Consider the following 13,040-nt stretch of genomic DNA (forward strand, 5'->3'; position numbering starts at 1 on the left):
CCCGGTTTGGGGGAATACGCAGGAAAGCCTCAGGCGCCCTTGACCATGGCCATGATCTGGCCGGCATCCAGGTTGGCCGCCCGTTCGCGGATCTGGGGCAGGTACTGGGTCTGCATCTGTTTGGCCGGCCCCAGAAGGCCCTGGAAGCTTTCCTGGAGCATGGCGGTGCTCATCTGCCGGCCGCCGGCGTAGTAGCGCTTGGCGATCTGTCCCAGGGCGTAGGTGGTGGCAAAGGAGAAGGCCATGCCGGTGGCGGCCTTGCCCAGGTTGCCCACGGTCTTGCCGGCCACCTTGCCCAGGAGGCCGCCCAGCAGCTTGCGCCCGAACTGTTCCAGATACTGGGAGGTGAGGCCCACCCCCACGGTGGCCAGGAACTCCTTGATGTGGCCCTGGTCCAGTTCATGGCCGTAGGCCTTGCCGATCCGGTACACCATCTTGATCTGCAGGGGAATGATGGCTACCGAGGCCCAGGACTGGGGCAGCAGTTCCAGGGCGCCGTTGAGGATGGAATAGTTGAGGATGGATTTGTCCAGCTCGGCTTCCGGCACCTGGGGCTGGGCGGCTACCACCGGGCCCGGGGTGGGGCTGGCGGTGGTGCTGGCCTTGGCGGCAGCGGTGGCAGTTGCAGTAGCTGGTGCGTATTGGTCCAGGTCGGCCAGGGTTTCGGCCCGGTTTTCCATTTCCTGGCTCTCGGCGTCTCCTTCCAGGCCCAGGAGTTTTTTCAGTTCCGCCAGGAAGCGCTGTTCCGCCTCGCTCTGGCGGCCGTCGGCATCGCAGACGCAGACGGCCATTTCGTAGGCGAACTGGCGTTGTCCCAGGTCGGTGATGGCCTGGGTCGCCTGGGCCAGGCTGATGCGCTTGAACAGCACGTCCTGGTAGAGCCGGGGCAGATCCGGGGCGTCGGCGCCCAGGGTTTCGGCAAAGCGGCGGATGTGTTCCCGTTCCCGGTCATCGTTGGCGCCGTCGGCAAAGGCGGCAAACAGGCTGATGGCCAGAATGGCGTGTTCAGGATTCATGAATTTTCCTTTTGTTGGTTGCTTGTGGGTTGATTCCGGGGTTTGTGGCCCCAACTGGGTATTCCGATGCTGGCGGAGCGGGCCTGGAACAGGCCTGATGCGCCGGAGATGATGAATGTGCTTGCGCGACCTTGCCTCCACTGATTGTTACAGGAGTTTTCCCATGCCGAAGCTGTTCGATACCTTGCCCCTGGGCGACCTGGTGCTGCCCAACCGGATCATCATGGCGCCCCTGACCCGCTGCCGGGCCAGTGCCGGCCGTGTGCCCAACGCCCTGATGGCCGAGTACTACGCCCAGCGGGCTGGGGCCGGGCTGATCCTCTCGGAAGCCACTTCCGTCTGTCCCCAGGGGGTCGGCTATCCCGATACGCCGGGCATCTGGAACGAAGCCCAGGTGCAGGGCTGGAAGGAAGTGACCGAGGCGGTGCACGCCCGGGGTGGCCGCATCTTCCTGCAGCTCTGGCACGTGGGCCGGATTTCCGATCCCCTCTATCTGGACGGGGAACTGCCCGTGGCGCCCAGCGCCCTCGCGCCCGAGGGCCATGTGAGCCTGGTGCGTCCCGAGAAGGCCTACGTGACGCCCAGGTCCCTGGAGCTCGATGAAATCCCCGGCATCGTCGCCGCCTATCGCCAGGGCGCCGAAAACGCCAAACGGGCAGGCTTCGACGGGGTGGAGATTCACGCCGCCAACGGCTATCTCCTGGACCAGTTCCTGCAGGACAGCACCAACCGGCGCAGCGATGCCTACGGGGGCTGCATCGAAAACCGGGCGCGCCTGCTCCTGGAGGTCACCGACGCGGCCATCGAAATCTGGGGGCCCGGCCGGGTGGGCGTGCATCTGGCGCCCCGCTGCGACGCCCACAGCATGGGGGACAGCAATCCGGCTGCCACCTTCGGCTACGTGGCCGAGGAACTGGGCAAGCGCGGCATTGCCTTCATCTTCGCCCGGGAAGCCCAGGGTCCGGGCCTCCTGGGGCCGGAGCTGAAGCGGAAGTTCGGCGGGGTGTTCATCGCCAACCAGGGGCTGACGGCGGAGACGGCCACGGCCATCGTCGAAACCGGCCAGGCCGACGCGGTGGCCTTCGGCGTGCCCTACATCGCTAATCCGGACCTGGTGCAGCGCCTGCGTCTCGGGGCACCCTGGAACGAGGCCCGGCCCCAGCTGTTCTACGGCGGCGGTGTTCCCGGCTACACGGACTATCCCGCCCTGCCGTAAACGGGAAGCGGGGAGGAACAGGGCGGTCACAGGCCTTCCTCCCCGCTTCTCATGACTTGTTCCAGCGTTTCAGAAGCGCTTTTTCCCCTTCCACCACGAACAGCAGCAGCAGGCCGGCGACGCCTATGCGCAGCCAGGCGTCGGCATCTATGGGCGCCGTGTGGAACAGGGCCTGCATGAAGGGCAGGTAGGTGTAGGCCAGTTGCAGCAGGAACAGGCCGCCAACAGCCTGGAGGGCCAGGGTGTTGCCCAGGAAACCCTGGCGGTTGAGGATGGAATCCCTGAGGCTGCGGCAGTTGAACAGGTAGAACATTTCCGCCACCACCAGGGCATTGACTGCCACCGTGCGGGCCGTGGCTTCATCGGCGCCCAGGGCCTGCTCCCAGAGGAAGAGGCCGAAGGAGGCCAGCACCATGAGCAGGGTGACGAAGCCGATGCGCCAGAGCATGAAGCCGTTGACCAGGGGTTCCGCCGGGTCCCGGGGCGGCCGGTTCATGATGCTGGCTTCGGGTCGTTCGAAGGCAAAGGCCAGGGACAGGGTGACGGCAGTCACCATGTTCACCCACAGGATCTGCACCGGGGTGATGGGCAGGGTGGTGCCCAGCAGCACCGCGATCAGCACCATGGCCGCCTGGCCTGAACTGGTGGGCAGCACGTAGATCACCGCCTTGCGCAGGTTGTCGTACACGGTACGGCCTTCTTCCACGGCAGCGGCAATGGAGGCGAAATTGTCGTCGGCCAGCACCATTTCTGCTGCTTCCTTGGCCGCTTCCGTACCCTTGTGACCCATGGCCACGCCCACGTCGGCCCGTTTCAGGGCCGGGGCGTCGTTCACCCCGTCGCCGGTCATGGAAACCACGCAGCCATTGGCCTGCAGGGCCTGGACCAGCCTCAGCTTGTGTTCCGGGCTGGCCCGGGCGAACACGTCGGTATCCACCACCGCCTGGCGCAGGGCCTCATCATCCAGGGCTTCCACCTGGGCCCCGGTCAGGACCCGGCCGTTGCTGCCTATGCCCATGGCTGCACCTATGGCCTGGGCGGTGACCCCATGGTCGCCGGTGATCATCTTCACCCGGATGCCGGCCGCCTGGCACCGGGCCACGGCCTTGACCGCCTCTTCCCGGGGCGGGTCCATGATGCCGGCCAGGGCCACCAGGGTGAGGCCGCCCTGCACATCACTGAATTCCAGTTCCGTCCTGCCCTTGGGCAAGGGGGCAAAAGCCAGGGCCAGCACCCGTTGCCCGGCCCGGGCCATGGCTTCCATCCGGGCCTGCCACCAGGCCGGGTCCAGGGGCCGGTCCTCGCCGTCCTGGCGCTGGCGGGAACACATGGCCATCACCTCTTCGGGAGCCCCCTTGATGCAGGCAAAGGCATGGCCGCTGTGATCGTGATGCAGGGTGGCCATGAAGCGGTGTTCCGATTCGAAGGGAATCACGTCGATGCGGGGCAGGGCCTTGGCCTCGAACTGGGGATCCAGGCCCGCCTTGCGCCCCAGGGTGAGCAGGGCGCCCTCGGTGGGGTCCCCTTCCAGCCGCCATTCCCCGTTTTCTTCCCGGAGCACGGCATCGTTGCAGAGCAGGGCGATGCGACCGATTTCCGCCAGTTCGGGCAGATCTTCCAGGGCCAGCTCCCGGCCATCGCAGGAAAAACCGCCCCGGGGCCGGTAGCCCGTGCCTTCCACCTCCAGGCTGCGCCCGGCGGTGACCAGGCGCTGCACGGTCATCTCGTTCCTGGTCAGGGTGCCGGTCTTGTCGGAACAGATGACGCTGACGGCCCCCAGGGTTTCCACCGCCGGCATGCGGCGGATGATGGCCTGGCGGGCGGCCATGCGCTGCACTCCTATGGCCAGGGTGATGGTCATGATGGCGGGCAGGCCTTCGGGGATGGCCGCCACGGCGATGCCCACGGCGGCCAGGAACATCTGGGCGGCGCTGTAGCCGTGGATCAGCATGCCGAAGCCCAGGGCGAAGGCGGCCAGGGCCAGGATGGCGAAGGTCAGCCCCTGGCCGAAGCGGGCCATCTGCTTCAGGAGCGGCGTGGTGACGCTTTCCACGTTGGCGAGCATGCGGCCGATGCGGCCGATCTCGGTCTGATCCGCCGTGGCCACCACCAGGCCCCGGCCCTGGCCGAACACCACCAGGGTGCCGGAATAGGCCATGGAACTGCGGTCGCCGATGGGGGCGGCGGCCGCCACCGGAGCGGGATTCTTTTCCACCGGCTCCGATTCGCCGGTGAGGGCGGCTTCCTCGATGCGCAGGTTGCGGGTTTCCAGCAGGCGCAGGTCGGCGGGCACCTTGTCCCCCGAGGCCAGCAGCACCACGTCTCCGGGCACCAGGTCCTCGGCGGCGATTTCCTGGCGCTGGCCGTCACGGATTACCGTGGCATGCAGGGAGAGCATGTTGCGGATCGCATCCAGGGATTTTTCCGCCTTGCCTTCCTGGATGAAGCCGATCAAGCCATTGATCAGCACCACGCCCAGGATCACGCCCGTATCCACCCATTCCCCCAGGGCTGCCGTGACCCCGGCGGCGCCCAGCAGCACGTAGATCAGCACGTTGTGGAACTGCAGCAGGAAGCGCTTGAGGGGCCCGTTACGGGGCGGCGGCGTCAGCCGGTTGGGCCCGAAGCGGGCCAGGCGTTCCGCCACGGCGGCCTGAACCAGCCCGTCCCGGCTGGAATCCTGGAGCCGCAGGGCGGCTTCCGTGCTTTCCTGGTGCCACAAGGTGTTCATGATGAGCTCCCTGGCGGGGTGGGAATGGATCAGACGGCGTCGGGGGGCATGGCCAGGGCCAGGCGCTGAACCCGGTGCATGCGTCCCAGCTGGCGGGAAACGTTCTGGTGCACCCGGTCCGCCACCCGGTCGATGACCTGCTGCATGTCCTGGCCCAGTTCCTGGATCACCACCCGGGAGTGCTTTTTCATCTGCACCACGATGCGGCACAGCTTGTCGGTGCCGCCCCGGGGGCCATTCACATCGGCCAGGTGCACTCGCACGGTGCCGACCCCGTGGGCAAAGCGGCCCAGGGCGAACTGCAGACGGTGACGGGCGTGTTCCCGGAGTTCCTTCAGGGCGGGCATGCCTTTGGCCTGGATTTCGATACGCATGATGGGTCTCCTTTGTTCGGGTTGGGAGACTTCACTCTACGGCCGGCATTTATTCAGGTAAATTCGTATTATCTTTTCCAACGTTTCGGTTTTAACGAAATCCCATGGCCATCAACCACAAGCACCTCTTCTATTTCTGGAAAACTGCCCGGGAGGGCGGCGTGGTGAAGGCGGGGGAAGCCCTGCATGTGACGCCCCAGACCATCAGCGGCCAGATCCGCCTGCTCGAGGAAAGCCTGGGGGCGGAACTGTTCGACCGCCAGGGGCGTTCCCTGGAACTGACGGAAACCGGCCGCCTGGTGCTGGAATACGCGGAGGAAATGTTCTCCCTGAGCGCCGAGCTGGAACAGATGGTGCGCCACTACCCGGGCGGAAGACCCACGGATTTCCGCGTCGGGGTTTCCGATGCCCTGCCCAAGTCCCTGGTGTACCGGCTGCTGCAGCCGGCGGTGAGCCTGCCCGAGCCGGTCCGCATCGTCTGCCGGGAGTGGCGCCTGGAGCGCCTGCTGGCGGAACTGCTGGAACACCGCCTGGACCTGGTCCTGGCCGACACCCCAGTGCCCGCCGGCCTGGAACGGCGGGCCTACAGCCACCACCTGGGGGAATCCGGCCTGAGTTTCATCGCCAGCCGCAGCCTGTTGCCCCAGCAGCCGCTGCCTTTTCCCTCCGGCCTGGGTCACCTGCCCCTGCTGGTGCCGGGGGAGGATGCGGCGGTGCGCCAGAAGCTGATGGCCTGGCTGGAACGCCGGCAGCTGCGGCCCAAGGTGGTGGGGGAGTTCGACGACAGCGCCCTGATGACCGCCTTCGGACAGGCGGGGGTGGGCGCCTTTGCCGTGCCTTCGGTGATCGAGGACGAGTGCCTGGCCGATGCCAGCCTGGTGCTCCTGGGCCGGGTGCCGGAGCTTCGCAGCGGCTACTACGCCATTTCCATGGAGCGGCGCCTGACCCATCCCTGCGTGCTGGCCATCACCGAATCGGCACGGCAGAAATTCACCCAGGTGGAACACCGGGAAAAGCCGGATTGAGGCCCGGCGGCCCCGGATTTCCCGGGCCCGCCCTTGCCCCTGGCGGCCGCAGGGCTTTTCTCCGGGGCCGGGCTGCTAATACCAAATGGATATCCACCTTGCTCCTGGCGATGGGCAAAGGCTATAGTCCGTCCATGCGCCGTCTGGCCCTCCTCCTCTTCCTGGCTTTTTTCTGGCTGCCGCTCCAGGCGGCTCAGCTGGCGGTCGTCCTGGGCGGGGAAGAAGGGGCCTACCGGGAATTCCTGGGGACCCTGAAGGGGGCCGTGGGAGGCAGTGACTGGCAGGTGAGCTGGGAGGGCAGCAGCGAGAAATTCCAGCAGGCGCCTCCGGCCGGGGTGGACCTGATCGTGGCCGTCGGCAGCCAGGCGGCCCGGGTGGCCCTGGCCAGGGCCGATGGTCCGCCGGTGATCGCCACCCTGCTTACCCGTTCCGCCTATGAGACGGTGCGGGCCGAAAGCCCGGCCCGCCGCAGCGGTATCACCGCCCTCTACCTGGACCAGCCCCTGCAGCGCCAGATCGCTTTCATCCAGCGCCTGCTGCCGGACAACCGGCGGGTGATGACCGTGGTCAGCGACAAGCTGGCCGACCAGCTGCCCCAGCTGAAGCGCCTGGGCAATGCGGCCAAACTCAGCGTCGATACTGCGGTGCTCAATACCGGGGACAGCCTGGTGCCGGTCCTGGAGCGGGTGCTGGGCCAGGAAGGGGTGTACCTGGCCCTGCCCGACAGCGTCCTGTATTCCCGCGACAACATCCGTCCCTTCCTGCTCACCACCTACCGCTACCAGCGGCCGGTGGTGGCTTTTTCCGCCGCCTTCGTCCAGGCCGGGGCTCTGGCCGCCCTGCATACCACGCCGGCCCAGCTGGCCCTGGAAGTGGCTCAGTGGATCAACCGCCAGCGCCCGGGAGCCCTGGTGCTGCCGCCGGCCCAGGGGCCTTCCCGTTTTTCCGTGGTCATCAATACCCAGGTGGCCCGCTCCTTCAAACTCACCCTGCCCGGTGAGGACGAAATCCTGTCATCCCTCAGCGCTGCCGCAGGGGAGAAACCATGAGCAGTCTGTATCGCCGTCTTCTATTCATGACCCTGCTGCCCGCCTGTTTCCTGGCGCTGGTGCTGGTCTTCTACTTCTCCTTCGCGGGCCTGCGGGCCCTGGAGCAGGAACTGCTGCAACGGGGCGAGGACATCGTGCGCTACATGGCGCCCACCAGCGAATACGGGGTGGTGTCTGGCAACTGGCTGAGCCTGCAGGGCATGGTCCAGGGCGCCGTGCAGCAGCCGGATGTGCGGGCAGCGGCGGTGGTGAACCGGGATGGCCGGGTGGTGGCCGTGAGCGGCCGGGTGAATCTGGGGGCCGAATACCTGAAATCCCCGCCCCGGGGGGTGACCCAGGTGGCCAGCGGCGAAAACTGGATCGCCTTCGCGGCGCCCATCTACCGCAGCCAGGTGGGTGGCGATGTGTTCTTCGAGGAACCGGGCAGCCTGGCCGGGAATCCACCGGAACTGGTGGGGCAGGTGTTCGTGGAGCTGGACAAGTCGGGGCTGGCGGCCCGCCAGCGGGACCTGCTGCTGCGCGGCATCGGCATCCTGGTATTGGCGCTGGCCCTGGCCGCCTATTTCGTCGCCCGCCTGGCCCGCAACCTGGTGCTGCCCGTGATACGCCTGGCCGACGCGGTGCGGGCCATGGCCGACGGCCGCTTTGATACCCGGGTGGAGGAAAACTCCCGGGACGAGATCGGCCAGCTGGAGCGGGGCTTCAACCGCATGGGCGAACACATCGACGAGGTGCACCGCAACCTCCAGCACCGTATCGACGAGGCCACGGCCCTGCTGGCTTACCAGGCCCGCCACGATGCCCTTACCGGGCTGGTGAACCGGCGCGAGTTCGAAACCCGGATGGAGGCAGCCATCAAGGTGGCCCAGGGCGGCGGCGAGACCAGCTCGGTGCTGTTCATCGACCTGGACCGCTTCAAGAAGGTGAACGACACCAGCGGCCACATGGCCGGGGACGAGCTGCTGCGCCAGCTGTCGCGCCAGCTCCAGAGCTGCCTGCGGGAGGGGGATACCCTGGCCCGCTTGGGAGGTGACGAATTCGGGGTGCTGCTGCCTGGCTGCGACGTGGACAATGGCCGGCGTCTGGCGGAATCCCTGTGCAACCAGGTGGCGGCCTTCCACTTCGCCTGGCAGGACAAGATCTTCAGCATCGGCGCCAGCATCGGCCTGGTGCCGGTGGATGGGGAGAGCCGTTCCGTGAGCGAGGTGCTGAGCGCCGGGGACGGGGCCTGTTACGCCGCCAAGGCGGCCGGGCGCAACCGGGTCGAGGTCTATGAGCGGCAGCAGCTGGAACAGCGTCAGACGGAGCGGGACCCCTGGCGCGAGCGCATGGAGCTGGCCCTGGCCGGCAACCATTTCAGCTACCAGGCCCAGGCCGTGCGGGCCCTGGGTAATGGCCGGGGCGGCTACCAGATGTTCGAGCTGAGCGGCAGCATCGACGACCGCCAGGGCAAGGCCCTGCCCCTGAGCCTGATCATGGAGGCGGCGGAACGCTACGAGCTGGCCCATGCCTTCGACCAGAGACTGCTGCAGCAGGCGGCCACGGCCCTGTGCCGGGCCGGGTCGGCGGGCAAGCACGAATCCCTGCTCTGCCTGCTGCGGGTTTCCGGCGCCTCCATACGTCATCCGGATTTCACCCGCATGATGCTGGAGCTCACCGACGGGCTCGATTGCGCCGCCGGCAGCCTGTGCCTGATGGTGAGCGAGGAAGCGGCGATCCAGTACCCCTCGGAAATGGAGCTGTTCTACCGCCAGCTGCGGGAGCGGGGCTGCCGGGTGGGGCTGGACGACTTCGGCGGCTGGATGAGCTCTTTCAACCATCTGCGCGCCATCACGCCCGATCTGATCCGCATCACTCCCAGCCTGGTGCGGGATGTGGGCGAGAACCGCAGCTCCGCCGCCCTGGTGCGGGCGGTGCAGGAAATCGCCGCGGACCACGGCATCGCCACCATTGCCGCCAGCGTCGACGACCTGAATAACCTGCAACGGCTCCAGGAGCTGGGGGTGGACTATGCCCAGGGCCGGGCTGTGGCGCCCCTGGAGCCCCTGGAGTGCTGGCTGGAGGGGGCGGTGCTGCGGCACCTTTGACGGGGCCGGGAGCGGCCCGCCAGGGGCCTTCCCGCCCTACAGGTCGAAGCGCAGGCTAAGCCAGTGCCGGGGTTCCACCAGCCGGGTGTTCTTGAACTCCAGGTGGTCCCCGTTGGCGGATTGGGCGGTGTAGGCGATTTCCCCGCGGCTGGGACCGAGCTTGAAGGGCCAGGCCAGGCGCCAGTCCACCCGGGTATAGGCGGGCAGCTGGTCAGCACTGTTGCGGGTCCATTGCAGGCGGCCCACGTGGGTTGCGGTGAGGGAGAACTCCATTCCCAGGGGAAGCTTCTGCATCAGCATCAGGGCGCTGCTCAGCTGGGGGGCCGAGGCCCGGGTGTGGCTGCCGATGCGGGCCAGATAAGTGTCGCTGTAAGAGGTCTCAAAGTCGTCCCTCAGGCGGGCATGGATGCGTACGGCGGCCTGGTTGAGGATGATGCGGGTGCCTTCCAGGGGCTGCCAGCGCAGCTGGTATTCCAGTCCGCGGATGTCCACATGCTCGGCGTTTACCGCGTAGTCGGCCTCGCCACAGCCCGGGTCCAGGGGCCACTGGTTGCATTGATCCGCAGGCAGGGCCCGCTCCACGGTCTGGATCCGGTTCGGGATCACTTCCCGGAAGGCGCGCAGGTCCAGGGACAGACGCTGGGCCCGGAATTCCCCGTAATAGCCCAGCTCGTAGCTGTTCAGCCGTTCCGCCGCCACCTGCCCGTCGGCCAGGTAACGGCTCTGGTAGAGCTCGGGAAGATTGGCCAGGCCGTAGCGCAGGTGGCCGCTGTCGTCATAGGTGGAGGGGGTGCGGTAGGCCCGGGCCATGCCGGCCCGCAGGGTGTGTTCGGGGCTCAGGTGGTAGCTCAGGCTGACCCGGGGCGAGAGGTGCCGGCCGCTCAGGCTGTCGTTCTCGAAACTGCCGCCCAGGTTCAGCAGCCAGCGCGTGTCGGGCCGCCATTCCAGGTTGGCAAACAGGCGCTGCACATCCCGCCGCACCGTGCCCTGGCCCTGGTAGTAGAGGGGCGCGTCGACCCGGTCGCGCCGGCTGCCCAGGCCCCACACCAGGCGGGTGGTGTCATGGGGGGCGAAGCTGTGCTGCAGTTCCAGTTCGTCCCGGGTGGAACTGCCGCCGGTGTCCTCTTCCATGTAGGGCTGCCCGACCAGGGGGCGGCCGAACAGGAACTGGGACAGCTGCTTGAGCTGGGCCAGTTCCCCGGGACTCAGCTCCAGTTCGCTCCGGACCCGGTCCTTGAGCTTTTCCTCGGTGCGGTAGTAGCGCAGTTGCAGCTCTTCCCCGTTCCCCAGGTTGCGGCGCCAGTTGATCTGGGCGTAGCGGCTGTACTGTAGGGTCTGGCGCGGCGGGTTTTCCAGCATGGCATCGCTGCGGCCCGTGTCCAGCACCGCCTCCACCTGGCCCAGGCCCAGCTGCAGCTCGTCCCGCTCCCCCAAGGGCAGGTCGGCGCGCAGGTCGAACAGGCGGTTTTTCTGGCTGTTGGCGATGTGGTCCGGGTTGTCCGGGGTCTGGGGCACGAAGCGGACTCCCTCGTCCATCTGGTGCCGGTAACTGAGGCGCAGGGCGGCGGGGCCGATCTGGCCGCCCCAGCGCAGGAACTCGTCCCGCACCCCCTGGTTGCCATGGCTGACGCTGGTAGTGAAACCCCGCACCTGGGAGGCATCCACGCTGATGATGTTCACCACCCCCATGAAGGCGTTGGTGCCATAGGCGGCGGCATTGGTGCCGCGGATCACTTCGATACGCTCGATGTCCTCCAGGGCCACCGGCATCAGGTTCCAGTTCACTCCGCCCAGGAACAGGGGGGAATACTGGGAGCGGCCATCCACCAGCACCTGCAGCCGGGGCGAAAAGTCCTCATCGGAGAGGCCGTGGTAGGTGACCCGGGGAGCGTCCTGGTTGCGCGCGGTGACCTGGAAGCCGGGGACCAGGCGCAACAGGTCGGCGATGCTGCGGGCGCCGGAGGCGCGGATGGTGTCCCGGTCGATCAGGGTGACGAAGCCGGGGGCCTCGGACAGGGCCTGGGGCATGCGGCTGACGCTGTAGACCGTGGGTAGGTCGGCGAAGTACAGGCTGTTTTCATCTTCGGCCGCTATCAGGGGGGCGATCCACAGTCCGGCCAGGAACGGGGCGATTCGGGCGAGGGAGAAAGGAGGTCGCATGGGGGGCCGCAGATGATGTGCGTTGCCGATTATAACGGCAGCCCCCCGGCATAAGTCGGGGGAGATGCTTCTCCCCCGAAAAGGGCTCAGAAACCGGCGGCGGCCTTGAGCAGTTCGGCCTTGTCCAGGGCTTCCCAGGTGAATTCCGGCTCGTCCCGGCCGAAGTGGCCGTAGGCGGCGGTCTTCTGGTAGATGGGGCGGAGCAGGTCGAGCATCTGCACGATGCCCTTGGGACGCAGGTCGAAATGCTCGCGCACCAGCTCGGTGAGCTTCTCGTTGGGCAGTTTGCCGGTACCGAAGGTCTCCACCATGATCGAGGTGGGCTGGGCCACGCCGATGGCGTAGGAGACCTGCACCAGGCAGCGCTCGGCCAGGCCGGCGGCGACGATGTTCTTGGCCACGTAGCGGCCGGCGTAGGCGGCGGAACGGTCCACCTTGGAGGGATCCTTGCCGGAGAAGGCGCCGCCGCCGTGGGGCGCGGCCCCGCCGTAGGTGTCCACGATGATCTTGCGGCCGGTGAGGCCGCAGTCACCCTGGGGACCGCCGACCACGAAGCGGCCGGTGGGGTTCACCAGGTACTTGATGTCGCCCTTGATCAGTTCCTTGGGCAGCACCGGCTTGATCACGTCTTCGATCACTGCCTCGCGGATGGTTTCCAGGGACACGTCGGGAGCGTGCTGGGTGGACAGCACCACGGTGTCGATGGCATCGGGCTTGCCGTCCACGTAGCGGATGGTGACCTGGGACTTGGCGTCGGGACGCAGCCAGGACAGCCGGCCGTCCTTCCTCAGGTGGCTTTGGCGTTCCACCAGCCGGTGTGACAGGTAGATGGGTAGGGGCATCAGGGTCGGGGTCTCGCGGCAGGCGTAGCCGAACATCAGGCCCTGGTCGCCGGCGCCCTGGTTCAGGTAGTCGTCGTGGGCGTGATCCACGCCCTGGGCGATGTCCGGGCTCTGCTTGTCGTAGGCCACCAGCACCGCGCAGCCCTTGTAGTCGATGCCGTATTCGGTGTTGTCGTAGCCGATGCGCTTGATGGTTTCCCGGGCCACCTGGATGTAATCCACGTTGGCATGGGTGGTGATCTCGCCGGCCAGGACCACCAGGCCGGTGTTGCACAGGGTCTCGGCGGCGACCCGGGCGGCGGGGTCCTGGGCCAGGATGGCATCCAGGATGGCGTCGGAAATCTGGTCGGCGACCTTGTCGGGATGGCCTTCGGAAACGGATTCCGAAGTGAAGAGGTAGTTGTTCATGATCGCTCCTTTGGGGGCCTTGCTATCCGGCGTTACCGGCTCTGGCCCAGGAGCGGTGACGCTTTAGCAGTATTTGTGGATCGCCCTGCAAGTTGTCTCTTTAACTCGGCGAGTCGATAATCTTAGTCTTTT

Annotated in this window: 9 protein-coding genes; 4 read left to right on the forward strand and 5 right to left on the reverse strand. The window is 67.1% G+C overall.

Annotated features, from left to right (window positions below; all coding sequences use genetic code 11):
• Window positions 1-29 precede the first annotated feature (29 nt).
• Entirely contained in the window at window positions 30-1,016 is a 987-nt protein-coding gene (locus G474_RS0118110; protein ID WP_026688171.1) for a YcjF family protein, read from the reverse strand.
• 163 nt (window positions 1,017-1,179) lie between these two features.
• Between G474_RS0118110 and G474_RS0118115 the strand changes: the two genes are divergently transcribed.
• Entirely contained in the window at window positions 1,180-2,232 is a 1,053-nt protein-coding gene (locus G474_RS0118115) for an alkene reductase (RefSeq protein ID WP_026688172.1), read from the forward strand.
• A gap of 49 nt (window positions 2,233-2,281) precedes the next feature.
• Here G474_RS0118115 and G474_RS21595 read toward each other — a convergent pair whose 3' ends face one another.
• Both G474_RS21595 and G474_RS0118125 read right to left on the reverse strand, forming a co-directional pair.
• Window positions 2,282-4,963 carry a cation-transporting P-type ATPase gene (locus tag G474_RS21595; RefSeq protein WP_043465278.1) on the reverse strand — a complete coding sequence of 894 codons (2,682 nt, stop codon included), beginning with the start codon at window positions 4,961-4,963 and terminating at the stop codon, window positions 2,282-2,284.
• A gap of 29 nt (window positions 4,964-4,992) precedes the next feature.
• Window positions 4,993-5,337, reverse strand: coding sequence for an HPF/RaiA family ribosome-associated protein (locus tag G474_RS0118125; RefSeq protein ID WP_026688173.1), 345 nt, complete (start codon window positions 5,335-5,337; stop codon window positions 4,993-4,995).
• 104 nt (window positions 5,338-5,441) lie between these two features.
• Between G474_RS0118125 and nhaR the strand changes: the two genes are divergently transcribed.
• The 3 genes from nhaR (at window position 5,442) to G474_RS22305 (ending at window position 9,498) form a co-directional block, all read left to right on the forward strand.
• Entirely contained in the window at window positions 5,442-6,362 is a 921-nt protein-coding gene (gene nhaR, locus G474_RS21600; protein ID WP_043465280.1) for a transcriptional activator NhaR, read from the forward strand.
• 134 nt (window positions 6,363-6,496) lie between these two features.
• A complete protein-coding gene (locus G474_RS0118135; protein ID WP_169729556.1) occupies window positions 6,497-7,411 on the forward strand; it encodes an ABC transporter substrate-binding protein in 915 nt (304 codons plus the stop codon).
• Window positions 7,408-9,498 (forward strand): diguanylate cyclase domain-containing protein, encoded by a 2,091-nt coding sequence (locus tag G474_RS22305; RefSeq protein WP_084513856.1) that lies wholly within the window; start codon window positions 7,408-7,410, stop codon window positions 9,496-9,498. The genes G474_RS0118135 and G474_RS22305 overlap by 4 nt, the downstream gene beginning before the upstream one ends.
• A 36-nt stretch (window positions 9,499-9,534) precedes the next feature.
• Here G474_RS22305 and G474_RS0118145 read toward each other — a convergent pair whose 3' ends face one another.
• Window positions 9,535-11,658: a TonB-dependent receptor plug domain-containing protein gene (locus G474_RS0118145; protein WP_043465283.1), complete on the reverse strand. Its 2,124-nt coding sequence runs from the start codon at window positions 11,656-11,658 to the stop codon at window positions 9,535-9,537.
• Between the two features lie 86 nt (window positions 11,659-11,744).
• On the reverse strand, window positions 11,745-12,908 hold the full coding sequence (gene metK, locus G474_RS0118150; RefSeq protein WP_026688176.1) for a methionine adenosyltransferase: 1,164 nt from the start codon (window positions 12,906-12,908) through the stop codon (window positions 11,745-11,747).
• Window positions 12,909-13,040: the final 132 nt, after the last annotated feature.

Origin of the sequence: Azovibrio restrictus DSM 23866 (assembly GCF_000429665.1) — a bacterium.
In the GTDB taxonomy this organism is placed as follows: domain Bacteria; phylum Pseudomonadota; class Gammaproteobacteria; order Burkholderiales; family Rhodocyclaceae; genus Azovibrio; species Azovibrio restrictus.

Excerpts from the sequence above, each read along its gene's own strand:
- G474_RS0118110 (WP_026688171.1), bottom strand. The coding sequence starts at position 1,016 with ATGAATCCTGAACACGCCATTCTGGCCATCAGCCTGTTTGCCGCCTTT.
- G474_RS0118115 (WP_026688172.1), top strand. The coding sequence starts at position 1,180 with ATGCCGAAGCTGTTCGATACCTTGCCCCTGGGCGACCTGGTGCTGCCC.
- G474_RS21595 (WP_043465278.1), bottom strand. The coding sequence starts at position 4,963 with ATGAACACCTTGTGGCACCAGGAAAGCACGGAAGCCGCCCTGCGGCTC.
- G474_RS0118125 (WP_026688173.1), bottom strand. The coding sequence starts at position 5,337 with ATGCGTATCGAAATCCAGGCCAAAGGCATGCCCGCCCTGAAGGAACTC.
- nhaR (WP_043465280.1), top strand. The coding sequence starts at position 5,442 with ATGGCCATCAACCACAAGCACCTCTTCTATTTCTGGAAAACTGCCCGG.
- G474_RS0118135 (WP_169729556.1), top strand. The coding sequence starts at position 6,497 with ATGCGCCGTCTGGCCCTCCTCCTCTTCCTGGCTTTTTTCTGGCTGCCG.
- G474_RS22305 (WP_084513856.1), top strand. The coding sequence starts at position 7,408 with ATGAGCAGTCTGTATCGCCGTCTTCTATTCATGACCCTGCTGCCCGCC.
- G474_RS0118145 (WP_043465283.1), bottom strand. The coding sequence starts at position 11,658 with ATGCGACCTCCTTTCTCCCTCGCCCGAATCGCCCCGTTCCTGGCCGGA.
- metK (WP_026688176.1), bottom strand. The coding sequence starts at position 12,908 with ATGAACAACTACCTCTTCACTTCGGAATCCGTTTCCGAAGGCCATCCC.